Origin of the sequence: Cryobacterium frigoriphilum (genome assembly GCF_004403305.1) — a bacterium.
GTDB lineage: Bacteria > Actinomycetota > Actinomycetes > Actinomycetales > Microbacteriaceae > Cryobacterium > Cryobacterium frigoriphilum.
On record NZ_SOHE01000018.1, the window covers coordinates 12402 to 36988 of the forward strand.

18 protein-coding genes are annotated in these 24587 nt (G+C 69.0%); 5 read left to right on the forward strand and 13 right to left on the reverse strand.

Annotated elements, in window-relative coordinates; translation table 11 throughout:
- Window positions 1–137: 137 nt before the first annotated feature.
- From E3T55_RS04320 to E3T55_RS04335, 4 genes are all read right to left on the reverse strand, one after another.
- Window positions 138–1337 carry an amidase family protein gene (locus E3T55_RS04320; protein WP_134518349.1) on the reverse strand — a complete coding sequence of 400 codons (1200 nt, stop codon included), beginning with the start codon at window positions 1335–1337 and terminating at the stop codon, window positions 138–140.
- The gene (locus tag E3T55_RS04325) at window positions 1334–2359 is read right to left on the reverse strand and encodes an acetamidase/formamidase family protein (RefSeq protein WP_420897967.1); all 1026 of its coding nucleotides are present in this window, start codon (window positions 2357–2359) and stop codon (window positions 1334–1336) included. Before E3T55_RS04325 ends, E3T55_RS04320 begins: the two co-directional genes overlap by 4 nt.
- Window positions 2360–2611: 252 nt before the next feature.
- Window positions 2612–3412, reverse strand: a complete 801-nt coding sequence (locus E3T55_RS04330; RefSeq protein ID WP_134518351.1) for an HNH endonuclease family protein — start codon at window positions 3410–3412, stop codon at window positions 2612–2614.
- Between the two features lie 31 nt (window positions 3413–3443).
- Window positions 3444–3884: an SRPBCC family protein gene (locus E3T55_RS04335; protein ID WP_134518352.1), complete on the reverse strand. Its 441-nt coding sequence runs from the start codon at window positions 3882–3884 to the stop codon at window positions 3444–3446.
- A 68-nt stretch (window positions 3885–3952) separates the two neighbouring features.
- Between E3T55_RS04335 and E3T55_RS04340 the strand changes: the two genes are divergently transcribed.
- Window positions 3953–4633 (forward strand): nucleotidyltransferase family protein, encoded by a 681-nt coding sequence (locus E3T55_RS04340; RefSeq protein ID WP_134518353.1) that lies wholly within the window; start codon window positions 3953–3955, stop codon window positions 4631–4633.
- Window positions 4634–4721: 88 nt separating this feature from the next.
- Here the strand turns inward: E3T55_RS04340 and E3T55_RS04345 are convergent, their stop codons facing one another.
- Together E3T55_RS04345 and E3T55_RS04350 are read right to left on the reverse strand one after the other, a co-directional pair.
- Window positions 4722–6071: a glycosyltransferase gene (locus tag E3T55_RS04345; protein ID WP_134518354.1), complete on the reverse strand. Its 1350-nt coding sequence runs from the start codon at window positions 6069–6071 to the stop codon at window positions 4722–4724.
- Window positions 6072–6192: 121 nt separating this feature from the next.
- Window positions 6193–8442 (reverse strand): glycosyltransferase, encoded by a 2250-nt coding sequence (locus E3T55_RS04350; RefSeq protein ID WP_134518355.1) that lies wholly within the window; start codon window positions 8440–8442, stop codon window positions 6193–6195.
- 285 nt (window positions 8443–8727) lie between these two features.
- Between E3T55_RS04350 and E3T55_RS04355 the strand changes: the two genes are divergently transcribed.
- Window positions 8728–10539, forward strand: a complete 1812-nt coding sequence (locus E3T55_RS04355; protein WP_134518489.1) for a gamma-glutamyltransferase family protein — start codon at window positions 8728–8730, stop codon at window positions 10537–10539.
- 493 nt (window positions 10540–11032) lie between these two features.
- On the opposite strand, the gene E3T55_RS21145 is transcribed toward E3T55_RS04355, so the two are convergent.
- Together E3T55_RS21145 and E3T55_RS04360 are read right to left on the reverse strand one after the other, a co-directional pair.
- Window positions 11033–11134: an MFS transporter small subunit gene (locus E3T55_RS21145; protein ID WP_420897968.1), complete on the reverse strand. Its 102-nt coding sequence runs from the start codon at window positions 11132–11134 to the stop codon at window positions 11033–11035.
- A complete protein-coding gene (locus E3T55_RS04360) occupies window positions 11131–12543 on the reverse strand; it encodes an OFA family MFS transporter (RefSeq protein WP_134518356.1) in 1413 nt (470 codons plus the stop codon). Before E3T55_RS04360 ends, E3T55_RS21145 begins: the two co-directional genes overlap by 4 nt.
- 156 nt (window positions 12544–12699) lie before the next feature.
- Here E3T55_RS04360 and E3T55_RS04365 point away from each other — a divergent pair, with 156 nt between their 5' ends.
- Window positions 12700–15015, forward strand: a complete 2316-nt coding sequence (locus tag E3T55_RS04365) for an FdhF/YdeP family oxidoreductase (protein ID WP_134518357.1) — start codon at window positions 12700–12702, stop codon at window positions 15013–15015.
- Between the two features lie 72 nt (window positions 15016–15087).
- Here E3T55_RS04365 and fdhD read toward each other — a convergent pair whose 3' ends face one another.
- The 5 genes from fdhD to fdhA all read right to left on the reverse strand — a co-directional run bounded on the left by fdhD (window position 15088) and on the right by fdhA (window position 20584).
- Complete coding sequence (gene fdhD / locus E3T55_RS04370) at window positions 15088–15960, reverse strand: formate dehydrogenase accessory sulfurtransferase FdhD (protein WP_134518358.1); 873 nt, start codon at window positions 15958–15960, stop codon at window positions 15088–15090.
- Between the two features lie 45 nt (window positions 15961–16005).
- Window positions 16006–17022, reverse strand: coding sequence for a hypothetical protein (locus tag E3T55_RS04375; protein ID WP_134518359.1), 1017 nt, complete (start codon window positions 17020–17022; stop codon window positions 16006–16008).
- Window positions 17023–17031: 9 nt separating this feature from the next.
- Window positions 17032–17649 carry a DNA alkylation repair protein gene (locus E3T55_RS04380; RefSeq protein ID WP_134518360.1) on the reverse strand — a complete coding sequence of 206 codons (618 nt, stop codon included), beginning with the start codon at window positions 17647–17649 and terminating at the stop codon, window positions 17032–17034.
- Between the two features lie 471 nt (window positions 17650–18120).
- Entirely contained in the window at window positions 18121–19239 is a 1119-nt protein-coding gene (gene moaA / locus E3T55_RS04385) for a GTP 3',8-cyclase MoaA (protein WP_134518361.1), read from the reverse strand.
- 127 nt (window positions 19240–19366) lie between these two features.
- Window positions 19367–20584, reverse strand: coding sequence for a formaldehyde dehydrogenase, glutathione-independent (gene fdhA / locus E3T55_RS04390; protein WP_134518362.1), 1218 nt, complete (start codon window positions 20582–20584; stop codon window positions 19367–19369).
- A gap of 186 nt (window positions 20585–20770) precedes the next feature.
- Here fdhA and E3T55_RS04395 point away from each other — a divergent pair, with 186 nt between their 5' ends.
- Window positions 20771–21043: a hypothetical protein gene (locus tag E3T55_RS04395; RefSeq protein ID WP_134518363.1), complete on the forward strand. Its 273-nt coding sequence runs from the start codon at window positions 20771–20773 to the stop codon at window positions 21041–21043.
- Window positions 21044–21051: 8 nt separating this feature from the next.
- Window positions 21052–24525: a DNA polymerase III subunit alpha gene (dnaE, locus tag E3T55_RS04400; protein ID WP_134518364.1), complete on the forward strand. Its 3474-nt coding sequence runs from the start codon at window positions 21052–21054 to the stop codon at window positions 24523–24525.
- Window positions 24526–24587 lie beyond the last annotated feature (62 nt).

A 24587-nucleotide genomic window follows, 5' to 3' on the forward strand; every position in this document is an offset into this window, starting at 1 on the left:
GCGAGTGGGCGCAAATGGCCCCTTGAGTTCGATTCAAGGGGCCATTTGCGCCCACTCGCGCGAGCGGATACGGCGGGCAGGCTGTTCGCGGGCTCAGCCGCAGGCGGCCCAGTCCGCAGGGGCCTCCTCGTTGGGTCTCAGGCGGCGAAAGCGGCCGCGAAACGGGCCGCAACGTCGACGAGGGCGAGGTCGCTGTGGCGGGGGCCGACCAGAGACAGCCCGAGCGGTGCGCCGGCCACCTCCAGCAGGGGCGCCGACACGGCCGGGTAGCCGCCGATCGCGGCCAGGCAGGTCAGCGACAGGGTCGCCACGCGGGCGGCGTCGACCGCGGCGGCAGACGCACCGCGGTCGGGCGCGGTCGACGAGGTGGCGGGCAGCACGAGGGTGCGCCCCTGCAGTGCCGCGTCGAGTGCCGCGCGGTGCGTCGCGAGGGAGGCGCGGGCATCCGTCGCCTGCGGCCGGGTGATGCGGGAGGCGGCCTCGAAGCGGGCGGCGACGTCGGAACCCAGAACTCCGGGATGCGCGCGCACCCAGTCGCCGTGCGCTTCCCAGGCTTCGGCGGCCTGCACCGTGCGGAACGCGGCGAGCAGCTCGACCAGATCGCCCAGCTCAATGATCTCGGGAGCCGGCAGCACTCCGCGGCGGGTCAGGCGGTCGAGTCCATCGACGAAGGCAGCCTGCACGCCCTCGTCGGCGGCGAAGATCAGGGGCACCGCCACCGCGAACCGTTCGGGCGCCGCGACCTGCAGCGAGGCCGTCGAGCGCAGTCCGACCCCGGCGACCGTGCGCAGCAGTTCGGGCGTGCGGGTGAGCCAGCCGACCGTGTCGAAGCTCGGCGCGAGCGGCAGCAGGCCCGCCCGGCTGACGGCGCCGTGCGTCGTGCGCAGGCCCCAGAGTCCCTGGTACGACGCGGGCACCCGGATGGATCCGGCCGTGTCGGTGCCGAGACCGATGCTCGCGTGCCGGGCGGCGACCGCCGCGGCAGGCCCGCTCGAGGAGCCGCCCGGCAGCCCGCCGGCGACCCGCGGGTTCGGCGCGATGCCGTAATGGGCGTTGACACCCGCGACGCTGTAGGCGAATTCGTCGGTCTGCGCGATTCCGACGACGGATGCCCCCGCCCCCAGCAGGGTCGCGAGCGCCGCCGCATGGCTGGCCTCGGGGGCAGCCTCCCGCAGGTACTGCGGGTTGCCGGCGCCGATCGCAAACCCGGCGACGGCATAGAGGTCTTTCACGGCGACCGTCTCGCCGGCGAGCCGGCCGGATGCATCGTCGGACGCACCCTCCACGAGCGGATTGCCGAGCACCCGCCAGACCGTCGTGTCGAACGCGCTCGTCATGACGACGCCTCGGTGCGGTCGCGGGCGAGCCCGGCGCCCTCGAAGTCGGCCACCCGAATGCGGGCGTGCACCCCGGTCACGAGGTCGACGACCTGTGAGATGTTGAAGTCGGTCGCGGCGCTCAGGTACGCGTAGGCGAGGGTCGGTTCCATGCCGTAGCGGGCGCCGAGCAGCGCGATGGCGGCCCGCACACACTCCCGCATGGCCTCATCGAGGTGCTCGTCGAGCCCGGTCGGCACGAGAAATTCGGCCGTTTCGGCGAGCGGGCCGGCCAGCGCGCCAAAGTTGGCGATGGCATCCGCCGCCGCGATCACGTCGAAGCGCACGGTGACGCGCAGGCTCGCTTCCATCGCGGTGAGGGCGACCTCGCCGTCACCTTGCGCGAAGTGCGGGTCGCCGACGTAGGCGAGCGCGCCGGGTACCTGCACCGGCAGGTACAGCGAAGACCCGACCGTGAGCAGGTTGATGTCGATGTTGCCGCCGTGCGCGCCCGGCGGAACCGAGTGCGCGCGCTGTTCGCCGGCGACGGCGACGCCCATGATGCCGAGGAACGGATGCAGCGGAAACCGCACCACCCGCTGGCCGCCGGGTAGGAGCGGCAGCGTTCCGACGAGGGTGCCGGCCGGTTCGCGCTCGCTGCCGTCAGCGGCATCGACCGTGGCGAAGATGCTCACGTTGTCGGAGCCGAGCGGATACTCCCCCGGCAGGGCGCCCTTGCCGTGGCGGTTGGAGATGATGCCATACGGCACCCGGGGCACGGCCTCGACGAGGGTCATTTTGAGCAGATCGCCCGGACGCACTCCGCGCACGTGGATCGGCCCGGTCACCACGTGCGGTCCGTCGACCCGCGGATTGCGCGAGAAGTCACTGGCCGCGAGCACGACGGCGTCGTCAAGCACGTCGGCTCGGTCAACGCCGTGGCCGCCGAAGAAGACGGCCGGGTTGCGGCCCTGATCCTCGAGCACGCCCTCGTGGCTGATCGTGTCGATCGTCACCTCGGTGCCGGCGTCGATGGTGAGCACACCGACATCGCTCGCACACGGCAGCCGCCCCCAGAACACGGTCTCGGGGGTTGCGGGCAGATACTGCGCCGCGCGGATGCGCCCGGCACCGGGCTGAAGTACGTCGCGGAATGAGATGGCGGGCCTCCCGGGCGGCCGTCGGGGGAACGTGCGGGGGCGGTACGGGTGCTGCGGCGGTACGGGTGATGCGGGCCTGCCCTGCTCGTAGGCTATCGGCAGCCGGGGCCACGCCCGAACCAGCGGGTCAGCAGGTCAGCAGGTTTCGAGTACGGTCGTCATCGCGACGCGGTCCTGCTCCGTGAGGCCGAGCTCGTAGGCGACGAACACCGGCACGAGCTGCTGCACGTACCAGCACTGCAGGGTGGTGTCGGCGGGCAGGTCGTCCCAGACCACGCGCTGGCCGAGATCGTGCCGGTCGGAGACGTCGGGATAGACGCCCGGCAGCCAGTCGCTCGGCAGCGAGTCGCTCTTCGAACCGTTTTCGGATCCCTTCACCGCCAACAGGTTGATCGGATCGTTCGCCACGGCCTCGCGCTTCTCCTGGCTCCAGGCCTGCCCGCCGGTCGCGTAGACGGCCTTGAGCGGCAGCAGGTGGTCGATCTGCACCTCGCTCGAGGTGTCGATGCCGCGGGTGAAGCTGATCGTTTCGCCGGTGTACGGGTCGAGCAGCGTGCCGGTGGTCACCGTGCACTCGCTCGCGCGCAGGCTGATCGAGGTCAGGTCGCGGGCCAGCACGTCGTTGCGCGCGTCGCATCCGTTGTTGTCGAAGTCGTACGACCAGGCATCGCCGAAGAGTTCGTCGCGCGCTCCCGCGTAGCTGCCGTCGTCGACCCAGTCGGTGCCCGGCAGCCCGGCGACGGTGGCGAGGTCAGCGGCCGCGTCGGCGGTGGGGTTGGCGAGGTTCGGCGCGGCGCTCGGTGCCGCGGATGTCGCGGGCCGACTGCCCGACTCGGGCTCGGCCAGCAGGTTGCCGACCACCGCGAGGGCGGCGACCAGCCCCACGAGAAGGATGACGGGCGTGCGTAACTTTTTCGGGATTCGTACGCGCGCCATGCCCTCAGTCTTTCACGGCGCTGCCGCGGATCTAGCCCAGGTACTCCGCGAGGGAGTCGAGCGTCTCCCTCCAGCCGTCGTAGAAGAACCCGTCGCCGGGGGCGCCGTCGACGCCGCGCAGGTCGAACGTCAGGGTTGTGCCGGCGGCGACCGGCTCGAGGGTGAGGGTCACGACCGGAGTGTCAACGACATCGTCCGGCTCGCCCCAGGTGAACACGAGGCGCTCGAACGGCGCGACCTCTCGGTAGACGCCGGCGGTGACGACCCGGTTTCCGGCGGCATCATTGACCATTGTGTAGCGGTACTGACCGCCCACGCGCGCGTCGATGCGCACTTCATCCCGAGGCGTGCTCGTACCCCGCGGATGCCACCACTGTGCGACCGCGACGGGGTCGGTCCAGGCCGTCCAGACCCGGTCGGGCGTCGCGGCGATGGTGCGCCGCAGCGTGAAACCCTTGGACGTGTCGATCATCGGCATTCTCCCTCGGCTGATCGTGGTCTCGCGGCAGCTGGTGGCTCTTGCGTTCTACGATAAGCACTATGGCCGCGAGCACAACCACTTTCCGGGGACAGACCCGCAGTGCCGGCCTCGTGCTGGCCGCCGGCGGCGGCACGCGCTACGGAACACCCAAGGTCCTCGTGCGCGGCGCCGACGGAGTTCCGTGGCTGCAGCACGCGGTGACGACCCTCGCGGCAAGCGGATGCTCCCCCATCCTCGTCGTGCTCGGAGCGGCCGCCGAGCAGGCCGAGACCCTGCTCGCCGAGACCCTGCTGGCCGAGACCCTCGGCGGCTCGGAGGTGCCGGTCGTCATTGTGCGGGCGCCGGACTGGGCCGCGGGGCTGTCGGCGTCGCTGCGCGCGGGCCTCGATGCGGCGGGGCGGCTCGAGCCCCTCCCCTCGGCCATCGCCGTGGTTCCGGTGGACGTTCCCGATCTCAATACCGCGACCGTGGCTCGGGTGCTGGGCACGCACGAGCACGAGCACATCGTCGTCACGCCGGACTCGCTCAGGCAGGCCGTTTTTGGGAGCCGGCCGGGGCATCCGGTGCTGATCGGGCGGGCGCATTGGGCACCACTCGCGGCCGGGCTGCAGGGTGACCAGGGTGCGCGGCCGTACCTGATGGCGCATCACGTGCAGGCAGTCGAGTGCGGCGACCTGTCGACCGGGCTTGACGTTGACTCCCCCGCACCAGGACCCCTGCCAGCACCTGGGCACGGCTGAGTCGCGGACTTCGCACCGTCACTTACCTCACGAAGGCACGAAGTCCGCGACTCAGCTCAGGGCCTCATCGCGGTCTCAGAGCGCAGCCTCAGCGCGCGACGGGCAGGGCCTCGAGCGCCTCGAAGGCACGGCGCGGGCCGGCGCCACCGAGCAGCACACTGCCGCGCAGCGACGTGCCCAGCGCGTCGAGCCGGGCCCGCGGTTCGGGGGCGAGCGTGAGCATCCGCTCAATGGCAACGCGAATCTCGGCGACGGATGCCGCATTCGGGTCGAGCGCAACGCCCACCCCGGCGTCGTGCAGCGCAGCGGCACCCGCGAACTGGTCGGTCGAGAAGGGCAGCAGCACGAGCGGAACCCCCGCCGTCATGGCCTCGGTGACGCTGTTGTTGCCGGCGTGGGACACGGCCGCCGCCGCGGAGCGCAGCAGGGTCACCTGCGGCAGAAACCCGCGCACGAGCCAGGATTGTGGGATCGGACCGAGCTCGGCGGGGTCTGTCGGCCCGACGGCGATCGCAACGCGCACTCCGCTCCCATCATGCTCGGAACCCAGCTGCCGCAGCGCCTCGGCGACCCGGGCCAGCACGTCGCCGCGCACGGCCAGGAAGCTGCCGAAGCTCACGTAGACAATGGGCAGATCCGAGCCGGCGAGCCACGCCTCGACTTCGACATCGGGGGCTTCATCGCGCACGGCAGAGCCGAGAAAGCGGTGCGGGGGCAGCAACTCGGTGCGCGCCGGGTCGTGCAGTTCCTCGGGATAGTTCAGCAGCAACACGTCACCGGTCTCCTGAAAGGCGTCGGCGCTCGGGGTCGCGGCCGGGTCCAGCTGCGCCAGAGCGGCGTTCCACTGAGCGGTGAAGGAGTCCCGCACGCGCTCGCAGAGCGCGCGCAGCTCGGCCAGGTCGCTCGCGGCCGGCTCGAAGACGGCCGGCCAGGCCGGCGGGTAACCATAGACCTCGCCCGCTACGGGCAGCGCCGACGGATGCCCCAACACGACATCCGCGTGCGGCACCCCGGCCGTGATGAGCCCGAGCCGGGCGCTGAAGGCGAGGTGATCCACGATGACGCGGTCGGGCTTGACCTGCTCGACCAGCAGTTGCACGCTGCGCGCAATCTCGACCGGGTTGTAGAGCAGATCGCTGCTGCGGGCCTCGGCCTGAAAGCGCAGGGTTTCGACCATGCCGCGGCGGGTCGCGTCGAAGAAGCCGCGCAGGGCGTCGTCTTCACCCTCTGGCTGTTGTTCGGCGCGAATGGTGCCGGGGTTGGAGCCGCGGCCGAGCTGCAGGTTGACCCGTTCGAAACCGAAGGCCGCGACGATGTCGGCCGTCGCCGGACCGGAGGCGACGACCACACGTTCCCCGGCGCGCTGCCACTCGGTGCCCAGGGTGGCGAGCGGAAACAGGTGGGAGGCGTAGTCGGGGCTGATGATGAGCAGGGTCACGGGTCACTTCCGGTTCATGGCGTGCTGGTCAAGGGCAGGCACCGCTTGAGCAGGCACCGTTCTAGCAGGCACCGTTCTAGCAGGCACCGTTCTAGCAGGCACCGCTTCAGGACGCACCGCTTCAGGACGCACTGAGCGCCCAGGCGAGCGGCTCATTGGCGGCGGCCACGTCGCGGTAGACGCCGGTCAGGGTCGATGCCATCGCCTGGATCGTGAAGTTGTCGGCGACCATGCGGCGTGCTCGCTCGGCGTAGTCGGACCCGAACGACCCCTCGGCCAGGGCCAGCGCGGCGACGATGCCGCGCGTCAGGGCGCCGTGATCACCGGTATTGACGAGCAGGCCGGTCACCCCGTTTTCGACGTAGGTGGCCGGGCCCCCGCCGGCCGGGGCCACGACGGTGAGGCCGCTCGCCATGGCCTCGAGCACGGCCAGGCCGAACTCCTCCTTGACGCTTGCACAGACGTAGACGCCGTGCGGGGCCGCCAACCCCGGTCGGCCGACGCGGGCGGCTGCGAGCCACCGAGCGACGGTGTCGTTGCCGCGATGCCCGGCGAGCAGCAGGCCGTGAGAAGCGGCATCGGCGAGCGGCACGACCCCGCTCATGAGCGTCAGCTGTTGCCGTTCGTCGGGCGACGGATGCTGGAGGTCACCCCCCACGATCAGCACATTGGCCCGCGCACGGAGCGCGGGTGTGGTGCCCCAGGCGGTGACGAGGGCCGCCATGCCCTTGACCCGGTGCAATCGGCCGACGCTGAGGATGAGCGGCAGCCCGCGGCGCTCGGGTGGCAGCGTCGCCAGCAGGGCATCAAGATCAGCGAAATCCGCCGCCACAGCACTCGAGACAACAGCGCCCGAGACAGCAGCGCCCGGGGCAACAGCGTCCGGGGCAGTGCCGACCGGGGCGGCTTCAGCAACAGAATCGAGGGCATCCGCTCTCGACTGCTCGATCACGGCGAGGTCGATGCCCTCGGCGATCACCGAGTGCCGCTCGGGGTGGGCGGTCACGTCGATGCCGACCAGCTCGCGCATGTCGCGCTCGAGGTCGGGGCGGGGAAACAGCACGGTGTGCTCGGCGTCGGCGGCGAGGCGCTGCACGAGTCGGGCCCGAAACCAGAAGTGTTCGACCGCGTCGACCGTGCCGAAGTTGGCGTGGCTGAGCGCCCCGGACTGCTCGAGGGAGTTGATGACGGCGTGCGGGTCGGGTGCGACCGTGAACACCACGGGTATGTCGAGCTCACGGGCGACCGTGGCGGCGGCGAGGCTTCCGACATCCGCCATGCGCAGGTGAATGGCATCGACCGAGCCGGCGGCACGCAGAATGCGACGGATGCCGCGCTGCGCGGCCACGCGGCGCGGCCAGGCGTCGGCCGCAGGCATCGGGCCGCCCGGAAACGGCACGGCGGCGAAGAAGTGCCCGGCGAGGGTGGATCCCACCGAGGCCAGTCCGGTCAGTGCGGCGTCGTAACCACCACGGGAGATGGTGAGCACCCGCTCGACCTGTTCACTCGGCGACGGATGCGTGCCCGTCGCTCCGCGGGCCACCAGGGCATCGCCGAGGCGCACGAGCAGGGTGGCGATGCCGCCATTGTCGCCGGCGCCGACCTGCGACAGCTCGCCGTCGATGTCGGCATGCAGGAACAGCTGGGCGACGGTCGATCCCTGGCTCCACGGCGGTCGCGGGTACGACGGTACGGTCAGGTCGAAGAGGGCAAGCCGGGCGACCGCGGCCAGTTCGTCGCTGCCAAACGAGAGGGCCGTGACGATGCTGAGGGCGGCCTCGGTGCTCGGCCGATCGCCGAGGGCGGCAACCGCAGTCGCGCGCACGGCGGGGGCTTCGGCCTCGGCAGCCGCAACGCGGCGCAGCAGTCGGTCGGGGATCCGGCCGGCAACGAGGCCGATGGTTTCGACCAGGCGCGCCCGGGCATCCGTTTCGGTGATGCCGAGCAGGGAACCTTCCAGAGCGAGAGCGATGGAATCGGGAGCCGAGGCGCCCCACTGCTCGAGTGTGCGCTGGGCGAGCATGCCAGAGAATCCGCCGGTGCTGACGAGGCCCACGAGGCCGGCGATGGCGTCGAGGCGCGGCAGCCGGGAGCCAAAGGCCCAGGCGGCGTGTTCGCGCAGGTAGTCGGCGTCGTGGCTGAGCAGCGCGACGAGGGCGTCGTCGGCGGTGTCGTCGAAGACTTGGCCGAGCGCGTGCACCGCCGCGATGGCCGTGAGTTGGTCGCTGGGATCGACGGCGGCGCGCGCGAGCAGGCGCACCGCGCGGGCACCGCCGTCTCGGCTCGCGGCGATGGTCAGGGTATCGGCTGCGCGCATGCCGTCGAGAATGCTGGCCTCGCGGAGTTCATCAAGGGCGGTGTGGGGTCCCACAGGTGTGCTCCTCCCGCGGATCGCTCCGCAGCGTCAAGTCGTACGGCACCAAATAGCAATTGCTTCACTAAGTAGGTTACTAGGAATACTACTTCTTCAGCATCGGGGTCACCTCGTAATTCGGAGTGGCGCTCGAATCGGTTTGGCGCAGGATCGGGGTCATCATTGCATGAACCCCTGATATTCCGGTTGCCCCAATCGAAAGCAGATGCTGTGAGTTCCGCCCCACCCTTCACTCCCCCGGCCACCTTCACCACCCGTCCCACCCTGCAGGGCACGTTCGGAATGACCGCGTCAACGCACTGGCTGGCCACCGCCACCGCTCAGGCCGTGCTCGAGCGCGGCGGCAACGCCTTCGACGCCGCCGTCGCCGGCGCCTTCGTGCTGCACGTCGTTGAACCGCACCTGAATGGGCCCGGCGGCGACATGACCGGCGTCTTCGCGACCGCCCAGCACCCCGGGAACGCGATCGTGCTGATGGGTCAGGGCCCGGCCCCGGCCGCCGCGACGCCCGAGCACTACCGCGCCGAGGGCCTCGAACTCGTTCCCGGTTCCGGCGCCCTCGCCGCCGCCGTGCCCGGAGCGGTCGACGCCTGGCTGCTGCTGCTGCGCGACCACGGCACCTGGGAGCTCGAGCCGGTGCTCGCGTTCGCGATCGGGTATGCCCGCCGCGGACATCCGGTGCTCGGCGCGGTCTGCCGCACCATCGGCACCGTCGGCGCCCTGTTCGACACGCACTGGCCCACCTCAGCGGCACACTGGATGCCCGGCGGCCGGGTGCCGGTCGCGGGCGAACTGGTGACGAACGAGGCGTGGGCGGCGAGCCTGACCCGCCTGCTGCTGGCCGGCACCGGCACCACCCGCGAGGACCGCATCGACGCCGTTCGACGCGAATGGCGCGAGGGCTTCGTGGCCCGCGAGATCGTGGAGTTTCAGCAGACCCCGCACCGGCATTCCTCCGGCACCGATCACGCCGGTGTGATGACGGATGCCGACCTGGCCGGTTTCGAGGCCGGCTACGAGCCGGCCACGACCATCGAATTTCGCGGCCACACCATCGCCAAGACCGGGCCGTGGGGGCAGGGACCGGTGCTGTTGCAGATGCTCACCCTGCTCGACGGCTTTCCCGATGAGTGCCTCGACCCCTCGACGGCCCTCGGCGTGCACACCATTCTCGAGGTCGAGAAGCTCGCGCTGGCCGACCGTGACACCTATTACGGAGACCCGGCCAGCACAGGCCCAGCCACCACAGACCCGGCACAGAGCCCGGTGCCCCTGGAATACCTGCTCTCGCCCGAGTACTCCGCCGAGCGCCGCGCCCTGATCACCGACCGCGCTTCGCGGGAGTTCCGGCCGGGAGTCGTGCCGGGTCACACACCGTTCCTGCCGCCGATGCGCACCGAGTATCGGCCGCCCGCGTGGGGCGCGGCGGGGCATCCGTCGGCCGATACTGTCGCCGAGCAGCAGGCCGGAGTCGGCGAACCCACCGTCAGCGACAACGGCGTCACTCGCGGCGACACCTGCCACATCGACGTCGTCGACCGCTGGGGCAACATGGTCTCGGCAACGCCGTCCGGCGGCTGGCTGCAGTCCTCACCGTTCATTCCCGAGCTCGGATTCTGCCTCGGCACCCGCCTGCAGATGACCTGGCTCGAGCCCGGATCACCGTCAACACTGACGCCCGGCCGGCGTCCGCGCACGACCCTCACGCCGACCCTCGTACTGAAGGATGGTGTGCCGGTGACGGCGCTCGGCTCTCCCGGCGGCGACCAGCAAGACCAGTGGCAGTTGCTCTACCTACTGCGCACCCTGGTCGGCGGCTACACGCCGCAACAGGCCATCGACGCACCGGCGTTCCACACGACCTCGTTCCCCGGATCGTTCTGGCCCCGCACCTGGACGCCCGGCGGCGCCGAGGTCGAGGACCGCCTGGGCGACGCCGTCATTGCCGAGCTGGAGCAGCGCGGCCACGTCGTGACCCGCACCGGCGACTGGACGCTCGGTCGACTGTCGTGCGTCGGCGCCGACCCGGTGACGGGCCTGCTCACGGCGGCCGCGAACCCCCGCGGCGCGCAGGGCTACGCAGCCGGCCGCTGAGCCTGCCGAGGGGCGCGCAGTCACGGGGTTCCGCCGGGATTACTCCGGGATCCTGCCGGGCCAGGGGTTTTCTCCGGGCCAAGGGGCAGATTTTGGCTTCTCGCCAGCGAGACGCCAACAATGGCCCCTTCGGACACCTCGCGCCACCTCGAGACGCCAAAAAGCGCCCCTTGAATCGATTTCAAGGGGCGCTTTTTGGCGTCTCGCACCGTGCAGACAGGAGTCAAGGGGCGTATTTTGGCTTCTCGCCAGCGAGAAGCCAACAATGGCCCCATGGTGGCCTCGCCGGGGCTGCTGAGGGGCCTCCTGGGAAAGGTTCACGAGGCTCAAGGGGCATTCTGTGCCATCTCGTGCGCGAGATGTCACCGATGGCCCCTTTGAGGCGCACAGCCTCCCACGAAGTGTCACAGATGCTCCCATCGACACTCCCATCGACGCCGGCGGAGGGGCCAGCGCGGGCATCCGCCGCCTGAGACGCCCCGGCCGGCCGCGTTCAGCCGAACAGTGCCGTCACGCGGGTGAGGGTCTGCACGATGCCGTAGGCGAGCGGCACGCCGACGAGCGCCCAGGCGAGGGTGATCTTCAGGGTCTTCACGTGCGTTCTCCAGTCATCTCGGGTGCTGCAGCAGCAGCGGATGCGCTGGGCGCGGCATCCGGTTCGTGGTAGTCGGTGTGCACCGGCTTCACGAACAGGTTCGCGATGAAGCCGATCACGAGCAGCCCGACCATCGTGAGCAGCGCCGGCTGGTAGGCCGCCGCGGTGAGCTCGCCCGGGGTGCCCTGCGCGTCGAGGAAGGCGTTGACGATCAGCGGACCGGCGATTCCCGCCGCCGACCAGGCGGTGAGCAGGCGGCCGTGGATGGCGCCGACCTGGAAGGTGCCGAACAGGTCGCGCAGGTATGCGGGAACGGTCGCGAAGCCGCCGCCGTAGAACGAAATGATCACGAAGGCGAGCACGACGTAGAGCGCCGTGCTGCTGCCGCCGAACAGGGCGAGCAGCAGGTACAGCACCGTGCCGGCGCCGAGGTACATCATGTAGATGTTCTTGCGGCCGGTCTTGTCGGAGGTCGCCGACCAGGCGAACCGGCCGCCCATGTTGGCGATCGAGAGCAGCCCGACGAATCCGCTGGCCACCGCGGCGGTGACGAGCGACGTGCCGTCACCCTGGCGGAAGAAGTCCTGGATCATCGGGGCGGCCTGCTCGAGAATGCCGATGCCGGCGGTCACGTTGCAGAACAGCACGATCCAGACGAGCCAGAACTGGCGGGTGCGAATGGCATTCTTGGCCGAGACATGGTTGCTCGTGACGAGCGCCTTGACCTTGATGGTGCTGGGGTCGAAGCCCGCCGGCGCCCAGCCGGGGGCGGGAACCTTGATCGTGAACGCGCCGAACATCATGTAGGCGAGGTAGAGCACGCCGAGGGTGACGAACAGCTTGCCGACGGCGTCGCCGCTGGCCACCCAGTCGGCCGTTCCCGAGTTCGGGTCGTAGAACGCGAGCAGCGCCGTGGACACCGGGCTGGCGATCAGGGCGCCGCCGCCGAAGCCCATGATGGCCATGCCGGTCGCGAGTCCCGGGCGGTCGGGGAACCACTTGATCAGTGTCGACACCGGGGAGATGTAGCCGATGCCGAGGCCGATGCCACCGATGAAGCCGTAGCCGAGGTAGACGAGCCAGAGCTGGTTGCTGAAGATGCCGAGTGAGCCGACGAGAAAGCCGCCGGACCAGAACAGCGCCGCGACGAACATCGCCTTGCGCGGGCCGTTGGTGTCGACCCAGGTGCCCATGATCGCGGCCGAGAGCCCGAGCATGACGATCGCGATCGAGAAGATCACGCCGATCTGGGTGAGGCTTGCGTCGAAGTGCTCGACGAGGGCGGTCTTGTAGACGCTTGTCGCGTAGGCCTGGCCGATGCAGAGGTGCACGGCGAGGGCGGCCGGCGGAATGAGCCAGCGGTTGAATCCGGGTGGGGCGATGGTGCGGTCACGGTCGAGCCAGCTCATGGGTTCCTTGTGCCTGCGTCGTTACAGGGTTCGTTCAGGTGGGGCTATGCGGCCCACACGGGGGGTGTGGGCAACCTTACGTGGCGATCAGGAATTTTCCTCATCCCGGTCACCGTCGGGTTCGTGATTCACAGACTTTGCAGGCAGGATGAAGTCATGAAACGCCCAGCACCGGTTGAAGATATCAATGAAGACAATCTCGTCGTCACGAAACCCAAGACGCACGCCGCCGGCCTCGAGGCCGTCGTCGTGGCACTCGACCGGGGCATCGCCCAGGCCGGCCTCAGTCGCACGACCAGGTCGCTGCTGCGCCTGAATCAGCGCGACGGCACCGACTGCCCCGGATGCGCGTGGCCCGAGTCCCAGGGACACCGCAAGACCGCCGAATTCTGCGAAAACGGTGCCAAGGCCGTCGCCGAAGAGAGCACCCTGCGCACCGTCGGCCCCGAGTTCTGGGCCGAGCACTCGATCGAAGAGCTCGCCACCAAGACCGAGTACTGGCTCGGAAACCAGGGCCGCATCTCGCATCCGGTCGTGATTCGCCCCGGCGACACGCACTACTCGCAGATCAGCTGGAACGACGCCTTCGAGCTCGTCGGCGAGGCCATTCGGGCCACCACGCCCGAACGGACCGTCTTCTATACCTCGGGCCGCACCGCCAACGAGTCGGCGTTCATGTACCAGCTGTTCGCCCGGTCGATCGGCACCAACAACCTGCCGGACTGCTCGAACATGTGCCACGAATCCTCCGGCTCCGCCCTCAACCCCACGATCGGCATCGGCAAGGGCACCGTCTCACTCGAAGACATCCACAGCGCCGAGCTGATCTTCGTCGTCGGCCAGAACCCAGGCACCAACCACCCGCGCATGCTCTCGGCCCTGGCCGACTGCAAGGCCAACGGCGGCAAGATCGTGGCCGTGAACCCGCTACCCGAGGCGGGACTCTTCAACTTTCGCGACCCGCAGACCCCGACCGGCGTCGTGGGCAAGGGCGTCGACCTGGCCGATGAGTTTCTGCAGATCAAGGTCGGCGCCGACCTCGCCCTGTTCCAGGCACTCGGCCACCTGCTGCTGGAGGAAGAAGAGCGCGTTCCCGGCTCCGTCGTCGACCACGAGTTCGTGGCCGCGAACACCGATGGCATCGACGCCTACCGCGCCGCCCGCAAAACCATCGACTGGGACGAGACCGAGGCCGCAACCGGGCTCTCTCGTCTGCAGATCGCCAAGGTCGCCCAGATGATGGTCGCCTCGAAGGCCACCATCATCTGCTGGGCGCTCGGCCTCACCCAGCAGCCGCACTCGGTCAACACCCTGAAAGAGATCATCAACCTGCTGCTGCTGCAGGGCAACTTCGGCAAGCCCGGCGCCGGCGCGTGCCCCGTTCGCGGACACTCCAATGTGCAGGGCGACCGCACGATGGGCGTCTGGGAAAAACCACACGAGTGGATGCTGGCCGCCCTCGACGCCGAGTTCGGCATCGAGTCGCCGCGCGAGCACGGCCTCGACTCGGTCGACACCGTCGACGCCTTCGAGAACAACGACGTCGACGTCTTCGTCTCGATGGGCGGCAACTTCGCGCTCGCCTGCTCCGACACCGTGCTGCTCGAGGCAGCCATGCAGCGCGTCGGCCTGACCGTGAGCGTGTCGACCAAGCCCAACCGCTCCCACGTCATGCACGGCCTCACGTCGCTGATTCTGCCGACGCTCGGCCGCACGGATACCGACGACAAGCATCCGTCTGGCCGGCAGGTGCTGTCGGTGGAGGACTCGATGTCGGTCGTGCGCACGACGCAGGGGCGCCTCGAACCGGTGTCGGACCATCTGCTCGCCGAACCGGTGATCATTGCCCGCATGGCCGCGGCGACGCTCGGCGAAGACCACCCGGTCGACTGGAAGGCCATGTCGGAGGACTACGACGTCGTGCGCGACCACATCAGCCGCGTGCTGCCCGGCTTCGCCGACTTCAACGCTCGGCTGAAGACGAAGAACGGGTTCGTGCTGCCGAACCCGCCGCGCGACAGCCGCAGTTTCGCGACAGACATCGGCCTGGCCCGCTTCACGGTCAGCCCGCTCGAGTACCTCACGCCCCCGCCCGGTCACCTGATTTTGCAGACCATGCGCAGCCACGACCAGTACAACACCACGTTCTACGGGCTCGACGACCGCTACCGCGGCATCAAGGATGGGCGCCGCGTGATCCTGATCCACGAGGACGACCTCACGGAGTTGGGATTCGCCGACCGCGACCTGGTCGACGTGATCAGCACCTTCCAGGGATCCGAGCGTCGCGCCGACCGGTTTCGGCTCGTCGCGTATCCCACGCCCCGCGGCTGCGCCGCCGCCTACTTTCCCGAGGCGAACGCACTCATGCACCGCGAACTCGTCGCCCGCGAGTCGAACACACCGGGCTACAAGGCCATGTCGGTGCGCTTCGTTGTGCACGCGCCACAGGACGTGCCGCAGCTGAGCTGAGCCGAACCACGCCGGGCTGCATTATGCCGGCCGTGCCGCGGGAGTTCTGCCCGCGGCACGGCCGGCCGAATGCTACTCGACGAGAACGGCCTCGGCCAGAATCGGTGCGGGCTCGGGCTCCGTGATGCGTTCGCCGCCGGAGTAGATCACCATCGAGTCGCCGCGCAGAAAACCGACCAGGGTCATGCCGACCTCGGCGGCGAACTCGGCGGCGAGCGACGACGGTGCCGACACCGCGGCGAGCACCGGAATGCCGGCCATCAGGGCCTTCTGGGTGAGTTCGAAGCTCGCCCGGCTCGACACCATCAGCACGGTTCCGGTCAGCGGCAGGCGCCCTTCGGTCAGGGCCCAGCCGATGACCTTGTCGACGGCGTTGTGCCGGCCGACGTCTTCGCGCAGCACGAGCAGCTCGCCGGTCGCGCCGTCGAACAGGCCCGCCGCGTGGATGCCCCCGGTCTTGTCAAAAACCGGCTGCCCGGCCCGCAGGCGGTCGGGAAAGGTCGTGAGCAGTCCGGCGTCGAGGCGCAGCTCGTCGTCGCGCACCTCGAACGACGACTTCGTGCGCACCATATCGATGCTGGCTTTGCCGCACAGTCCACACGAGCTCGTCGTCAGCAGGTTGCGTTCGAGGCTCGGTGCCGGCGCATTGACGCCCGGCGCAAGGGTGACGTCGAGCACGTTGTAGGTGTTGACGCCGTCTTCGGTCGCGCCGGCGCAGTAGCGGGCCGTGTTGAAGTCATCGCTGCGCGAGATGACGCCCTCGGAGACCAGAAACCCGGCCGCCAGTTCGAAGTCATGCCCCGGGGTGCGCATGGTGACCGCGAGCGAGCGGCCCTGCACGCGAATCTCCAGGGGCTCTTCGACCGCGAGAACGTCTTCGTTCGGGATTCGACGCTGACCCACGGTCAGTCGGGTGATTTTACGGCGCACCGTGATTCTGCTCATCCCAAAATTGTGCCACGGTGTCGCCGAACGTGTCGTGTGCGCGTGTCAGTAGGAGGGCGTCTGGTAACTGAGGTCGCCCAGATCTGTCGGCGTGTGGCGCTCAACCGGCAGGCCGGGTTGCACGTTCGTGAGCAGCACGGCTTCCGTTGTTCGGCACATTTTCTCGATCAGGCCGAGCTCAGTATTGACGATGATTGTGCCGCGGGCGGCCGCATCGTCCCGGTTTTCAATCGTGATCAGGATCGAATGGTGCCCGAGTCGCTGCACGAGGATCGGCCGGTAATCGTCGCCAGGCCGGCCCCACACGAACAGTTTTCGCGGGAACGCGAGCCGCAGTGCCTGGTCGGGAACAAACTCTCCGAATTCGCTGTGCGTGGGAAATTCGTCGTGCGGTGCCGTCACCGTGTGGTCGTGATAGCGGTAGCTGGCGCGCGAGCGCGGGTCGTACAGAAACCATTCTTCGGCGGTCAGGTCAACCTCGATGTGGTGGGCGGTGACCTGGCCCGAATTCTGCGCGACGCCGGTGGCGTGGAAGCCGGTGGCCGTGCACAGCAGCAGGATCTCATCGAGCACGGCGGCGGACTCGGTTGCGGTCAGGACCCGGTCGAAAATCAGCCGCTCGCCGCGCTTGGCGGCCGCGGAGCCGGGCGGGATCAGCGCGCGCTCGGCGGCTCCGGCATCCGTTCGGTCGGGGAGGCGCTCGAGCGGCGCGTTTTCGGCGCTGCGCAGGTCGAGGCTGATCAGCAGGGCCTGCACCCGGTGGGTGCCGGCGGCGGCCTGGTCCCAGGCCTCCTGCGCGAGGTGCACGGCAACCCGCCGGCGTTGACCGGGCTGCAGGGGCACTGCGGGCTCGCTGCCGGCGACGAAGGCGAAGTCGCCGCCGGCCCGGGTGCCCGGGGTGACGCCCGGCGCCAGCAGGAATCCGGCCACGTAGAAATCGTCGCCCTCCGCGGGCAGCCAGGGCAGCGCGGATACGTTCACCACCTCGATCGCGAGTTCGCGGCGTGCCAGGGTCGGCCGGTGGTCATTCGGCCAGACGAGCATCAGCTGCTGAGAGGACATTCCCTCACGCTAGCCCAGAAGGTCCGGCCGACGGATGCCCACCTCGGCCCGAACCCGGTCGATCGCCTCGACGACGACGGGGCTGTGCCCCGCCGCCAGAGCTGCCCGGCGGGTAAAGCCGGGCCAGTCCCCCGCGCCGGCTCGCAGGGCGCGCAGCGGCGAGAGCAGAGCAGCACGCGCCAGCCACACGTCGTCACGCACCCAGCGGTCGAAGGCCAGGTCGATGCGCATCCGGTCCCGCCGGCCCACGTTCTCGCGCAGGGGCCCGAGCACGTCGAGGGCAAGCGGGTCGACGAGGGCGGCCAGGCGCGCGTCGCGCACAAAACCCTCGATGCGGGTGAGGTCGGAGCCGACCAGCCGCGACACATTCGCCTGCAAGAGAACGACGGATGCGAGGCGCCGCTCGAACACCGGCTCCCGCCACAGCTCCGAGCTGAGAGCGGTGATCTCGTCGTGGGTCATTCCCGGGTACCGGCGGGCGAGGTCGCGCACGGTACCGCGCACGGCACCGACCGAGGCGCCGTAGAAGCGCAGGTCGCTGTTCAGGCGCTCCTTGTCGTCGGCGGCCCGGTACCAGGTTCCCTCGCTCTGCAGCGTGGAATCCACGAAGTCGCCGGCGTCAGTCATCCGTCTATTCTCGTCCACGGTTCCACAGGTCCGTCCGCCGTACCGTTCGACGGAGGCGAACACCACCAGACCGTGTTCTCGCTTCTCAGGCAGTCTTCTCGCGTGCCAGGATCCTGAATTCGGAGCCGATCTCCGTCGAATGGTCCGCGCCCGCCTGGTGCCAGCGGTCGGGTGACGGATGTCGCGGCATCCGTCACCGACTTCGGCCGGCCGCCCAGCCACCCCGGGCGCGCCCCCGGCTGCCCGTGCCTCACCGGGCACACTCGCTCCTCATGCGCCCACAAACTGCTTGTGCGCCCGCGATCACGGGCGCACAAGCAGTTTCTGGGCGCATGAACGAAACGGGGTGCAGGAGTCGGGCGCAGGAGCAGTATTCCGGCGCACGACACGGCGCCAGGCTGGCGCGCACGTGCCGTTCTCGGGCGCACAAGCAGCTTCCGGGCGCGCCGGGCACGCGGATGCCGCAGCGGGTCAGCCGCCGATGTAGGACATTTCGATCTTCTTGGCACCGGATGCCCGCAGTTCGCGGGTTTTGGAGCTGCGCAGCTCGGAGTATCGGTCGGTGCGCTCGCGCCAGATATGCGCCATCACGGTGGAGAGCTGCTCGTCGGTGCAGCCGCCGCGCATCAGCGCCCGCAGGTCGTGGCCCTCGGTGGCGAACAGGCAGGTGAAGAGCTTGCCGTCGGTCGAGACCCGGGCGCGGGAGCAGGAGTGGCAGAACGACTGGGTGACGCTCGAGATGACGCCGATCTCGCCGCCGCCGTCGCGGTAGCGCCAGCGCCTCGAGGTTTCGCCGCTGTAGTTCGGGGCGACCTCCTCGAGTGGCAGTTCGGCGTTGATGCGGCGTACGACCTCGGCCGAGGGGATCACCGCGGCCATGTCCCATCCGTTGCTGGTGCCGACGTCCATGAATTCGATGAACCGCAGAATGTACGGGGTGTCCTTGAAGTGGCGGGCCATGGCCACAATGTCCTGGTCGTTCTTGCCGCGCTGCATCACCATGTTGATCTTGATCGGTCCGAGGCCCACCTCGTGGGCCACGTCGATGCCGTGCAGCACCTTGGAGACAGGAAACTTCACATCGTTCATGGCCTGGAAGGTCGCGTCGTCGAGGGAATCGAGCGAGACGGTGACGCGCTTGAGGCCGGCGTCCTTGAGCGCCTGCGCCTTCGTGGCGAGGGCCGAGCCGTTCGTGGTGAGGGCGATGTCGATTTCTCGGCCGTCGGGGGTGCGCAGCTCGGCGAGCATGCCGACGAGCTCCTCGAGGCCGCGGCGCAGCAGGGGTTCGCCACCGGTGAGGCGAATCTTCTCCACACCGTGCGCGATGGAGATGCGGGCGAGGCGGGTCATCTCTTCGAAGGTCATGAGCTCTTCGCGCTCCATGAAGGCGAAGTCACGGCCAAAGATCTCTTTGGGCATGCAGTAGACGCAGCGAAAGTTGCAGCGGTCGGTGACCGAGAGGCGCAGGTCTTGCAGCGGACGGTTGCCACGGTCACGAATCAGCCCGGTCGGGGTCTCCAACTGCTCGGGGATGTCCGAGAGAGTGTGAAAAAACCGCGCAGCGGGTTCGAGAAGTTCGGCACCGGTCATGCTTCAACACTAATCGCCGCAACCTGTGCGACAACCCCCCGGTCACCGTGACAAATGACGGGAAGCATCCGTCGAGAACCAGAATTCTGTCTGATTCTCGACGGATGCTCCGCGCGGCCGGTGCGGACTAGCCCGTGATGTAGCCGTTCGGGTTGAGCACGAACTTCGTGGCGGCCCCGGCGTCGAACTCGGCGTAGCCGCGCGGGGCGTCTTCGAGGGTGATCGCCTGGGCGTTGACGGCCTTGGCGATCTGTACCTTGTCGTGCAGGATCGCCATCATCAGCTGGCGGTTGTACTTCATCACCGGGCACTGGCCGGTCGCGAACGACAGCGACTTCGCCCAGCCGAGACCGAGCCGCAGCGAGAGGGATCCTTCCTGCGACGCGGCATCCTTCGCGCCCGGGTCACCGGTCACGTAGAGGCCGGGGATGCCGAGGCCACCGCCGGCGGCCGTAACGGTCATGAGCGAGTTGAGCACCGTGGCCGGGGCCTCGGTGCCGACATCCTTTCCGTGGCCGCGGGCCTCGAAGCCGACGGCGTCGATGCCGCAGTCGACCTCCGGCACGCCGAGGATCTGCTCGATCTGATCCTGCGGGTCGCCCTGGGTGAGGTCGATGGTCTCGCAGCCGAAGCTGCGGGCCTGCGCGAGGCGCTGCGGGTTCATGTCGCCGACGATCACGACGGCAGCGCCGAGCAGCTGCGCCGAGACGGCGGCCGCGAGGCCGACCGGTCCGGCCCCCGCGACGTAGACGGTCGATCCCACGCCGACCCCTGAGGTGACGGCACCGTGGAATCCGGTGGGGAAGATGTCGGAGAGCATGGTGAGGTCCATGATCTTCTCGAGGGCCTGGTCGCGGTCGGGAAACTTCAGCAGGTTCCAGTCGGCGTAGGGCACGAGCACGAACTGGGACTGCCCGCCGACCCAGCCGCCCATGTCGACGTAGCCGTAGGCACTGCCAGGGCGGTCGGGGTTGACGTTGAGGCAGATGCCGGTCTTGCGCTCCTTACAGTTACGGCAACGACCGCACGAGATGTTGAACGGCACCGAGACGATGTCGCCGACCGCGATGAATTCGACGTCGGGGCCGACCTCGACGACCTCGCCGGTGATCTCATGGCCGAGCACGAGGTCTTTCGGGGCGGTGGTGCGGCCGCGAACCATGTGCTGGTCCGACCCGCAGATGTTGGTCGTGATCGTGCGCAGGATGACCCCGTGCGGCACTTTCCGACCGACGTTGGCCGGGTTGACACCCGGTCCGTCTTTCAACTCGAAAGTGGGATAGTCCGTGTCGATGACCTGGACTTCGCCCGGGCTCTTGTAGGCAACGGCTCTGTTGACTGTCATGAAAGTACCTTTCTAGTTCGTGAACTTCTGAAGGATTCCAATTCGAGCCTAACGATCTTTTATGCGTAAACATACTGATTGGCAACGCGTCCGGCCGCTTCCCAGCATTAATATCTGGCCAGTGTCGGAGGCGTGACGTACACTCTGAATCAAACATCTGTTCGATTTCATCTAAGGAGTTGCGTCATGCCACAGATCATAGATTCGCCCGTTGACGTCGTTCTCGGGGCCGAGGGCGACCCCCGCGCGTTCATCTGGAACCGCTTCGAACACACCGTCATCGGCCAGCCTCAGGCCGTCTTCAAGCGCACTCGCTGGTGGGAGAACGGCGGCGCACCGGTGCGCATCGACACCGAGCTGTGGCGACTCGACGCCTCCCGCGGCGGCGAGGAACAACACCGCTACGACCTGCGCCACGACGACGACGGTTCCTGGGTGCTCGCCCTCGACTGGGGTTAGGAACCGCCATGACCTTCTCGCACCTGCACGTCGCGAGTGCGTATTCCACGCACTACGGCGTCACCATGCCCGAGGCCCTTGCCGAGCAGGCCGCCGCCCAGGGGGCGAGTCTTCTCGCCGTCACCGACCGTGACGGACTCTACGGCGCGGTCAAACACGTGCGCGCGTGTGTGGCCGCCGGCATCCGCCCCGCGCTCGGCACCGAACTCGCCGTGCACGACGGCGAACACCATTCGCTCGGCCGGGTCGTGGTGCTTGCTCATGGCAACACCGCCGGGCGCGGCTACGCCGCCCTGTGCCGAGCCGTTTCTGCAGCCCACAACAACGCCGCCCACCACGGTGCCGCCCACAGGGCGGTCGCCGCCGGTGCCCGCGCCCCGAGCATCGACCGGGTACGGCTCGCCGAACTGGCCGGCCTGCAGTCCCTCACCGTACTGCTCGGCCCGGCAAGCGATGTCGGCCTCGCCCTCGACCGCCGCGAGACGACGGATGCGCAGGGTCGCCTCGACGCCTGGCTGCGGGCTTTCCCGCCCGAGTCCCTGAACCTCGAAGTCGTCTGTCATCTCGCCGAGCCGGGCACCGCCGGAAGCGTCACCCCGGCCACCCGTATGCTGTCGCTCGCTGAGCGCACGGGCCTGCCCGCGGTGCTCACCAACGCCGTGCGCTACGGCACCCCCGACGAGGCGGTCACCGCCGACCTGGCCGACGCGGCCCGCAACCTGACCTCGCTTGCCGAGCTGGAGCATCCGCAGTTCAACGGCCAGGCCTGGCTGAAACCGGTCGGCGCCATGCGTCAGGTGGCCCGCATGGTCGTCGATGCCGGGTCGCACGACAGCGGCGCCCTCGAACGGATGCTGCGCGACACCGAACAGCTCGCCGACCGCTGCGCGCTCGACCCGGTCGCCGACATCGGCCTCGGCCGCCCCCGCATGCCCGAGGCCCGCATCATCGGGGTCACCGGTGACCCCGTCGCCGAGCTGTGGCGGCGCGCCCGTCACGGCATTGACGACCTCTACGCCCGGGAGGGCGGCCGGGCGATCGAGGCCGCACACACCCAGCTCGCCCACGAAATGAAAACGGTCGAGCACCTCGGCTTCGCGAGCTACTTTCTCACGGTGTCGCGGGTCGCCGACATCGTGCGCGGAATGGGCGTGCGCATTCAGGCCCGCGGCTCCGGCGTGGGCTCGGTGCTGAACTATGCGCTGCGCACCTCCTCGGTCGAACCCATTTCCAACGGGCTGCTCTGGGAGCGTTTTCTCTCCCCCGAACGCCAGACCCTGCCCGACATCGATCTCGACGTTGAGTCGGCCCGCCGGCACGACATCTACCGCACCCTGTTCGAGACCTTCGGCAGCGACCGGGTGTCGCTCATGTCGATGACCAACGCCTACCGCGGCCGCGGCGCGGTGCGCGATGCCGGCCTCGCGCTCGGCATGCCCGACGCCCAGATCGCGGTCATCGCCAAGCAGATGTGGCGCTTCAACGCCCGCGACTTTCGGCGCGCCCTCGAAGAGAAACCCGAGCTCGAGGCCCTCGCCGCCGAGGTGCGCGAGTCGCAGCAACTCGACCTGCTCGTGGACCTGACCGCGAAACTCGACCGACTCCCCCGGCACATTTCGGTGCACCCGTGCGGCGTGATTCTCTCCGACTCGAGCCTGCTCGACCGCACGCCCGTGCAGGCGAGCGGCATGGGCCTGCCGATGTCGCAGTTCGACAAGCACGACATGGACCCGATGGGCCTGATCAAGCTCGACATTCTGGGCGTGCGCATGCAGTCGGCGATGGCGCACGCGGTAGAAGAGCACCACCGGCTCACCGGCGAGAGCATCGACCTCGACCGGGTGCCGCTCGATGACCCCGCCACGTTCGAGCTCATCCGCTCCACCCGCACCCTGGGCATTTTTCAGATCGAATCGCCCGGGCAGATGGAACTGGTCGGCAAGCTGCAGCCCGAGGTATTCAACGACCTCACCGTGGAGATCTCGCTCTTTCGGCCAGGCCCGATGCAGAACAACATGCCTCTCAAGTATTTGCAGGCCCGGCACGGCGAGGTCGCGCCCGATTACCTACACCCCCGCTTCGAACCGATTTTGCGCGAGACCAAGGGCGTGGTCATCTTTCACGAACAGGTCATGCGACTCTTCGACGAACTCACCGGCTGCGGCCTCGGAAAAGCGGATGTTTTTCGCCGCCACCTCGGTAAACCCGAGCAACTGCCCCGGATTGAGGCGTATGTGCGCGAGAAGGCGCTCGAGCGCGGCTTTCCCGAGAGTGTTATCGCGCGCACCTGGACCGTGCTCGCCGGCTTCGGCAGCTTCGGCTTCGCCAAGGCGCACGGCGCCGCGTTCGCCCTGCCCACCTATCAGTCGGCGTGGCTGAAGACGCATCATCCGGCCGCGTTCCTCTGCGGGCTGCTCACCCACGACCCCGGCATGTGGCCGAAAGACCTGATCGTGGCCGAGGCCCGGCACCTCGGAGTGCCGGTGCTCGGTCTCGACGTGCAGCACAGCGGGCTGGACTATCGGGTGGAAGACCTGCCGGCCGGGGGTCAGGGCAGCGGGGGTCAGGGCATCGGGGGTCAGGGCATCCGTCTGGCGTTGCCCGAACTGACCGGCAGCAGTGTCGCCGAACGGGCCCGCATCGCGCGGCACCAGCCCTTCAGCTCGCTGCAGGATTTTCGCGACCGGGTGTATCCGCGGCGCCGCACCTTTGAGGCGCTCGCCCGGGTCGGTGCGCTCGACAGCTTTATCGGGTACGACCGTGCCCGTCGGCACGAGCTGCTCGCCCATATTCAGGCACTGCGCGGCACCGCCGTCACGATTGCCGTCGACCAGCTCGCCTTCGAAGTGGAGCTTCCGGTACCCACGTTCACCGGCCCCCGCTTCAATGCGGTCACCTCACTCGAGCTGCGCGGCCGCACCCAGACCGACCTGGAGCTGCAGGGCCTCGGCCTCGCCGTGAACGGACACCAGATGAGCATGTTCTACCCGCTGTTCGCCGAGCTCGGCGTGACCCCCGCATCCAAGCTCGGCGACCTGCCGGGCGGCACCGAGGTGCTCATCGCCGGGGTACGGCGGGCCACGAACACGCCTCCGATGCGCGACGGCCGTCGAGTCGTCTTCGTCAGCCTCGACGACGGCACCGGCCCGGTCAGCAACGTTGTGTTCTTCCATGACGCCCAGGAACGCATCGGCGGTGCGGTGTTCCAGACCAATTACCTGCTCGTGCGCGGCCACACTCGACGCTCCGGCGCGAAGGGCGTCTCACTCACCGGGGAGAACCTGTGGGATCTCGTCGACGTGGCCGTGCAGGCGAAGAAGCGCCATGCCACCGAGGCCGCCGCCGCATCCACCGCGAGCGGCTCCGGCAGTTCCACACCGTCGGCCGCCCACTTCGTCACCGACATCGCGCCCCGGCCAGGTGATCGCACCGGTCTGCACCCCGTGCTGCTGCACCCCTTTGCCCTGCGCGAGAGCGGCTGACCGCAACTCGTGATGAGAACCGGATCACACGCGCGAGGCAATCGCTGGGCTTTCGTCGTCGT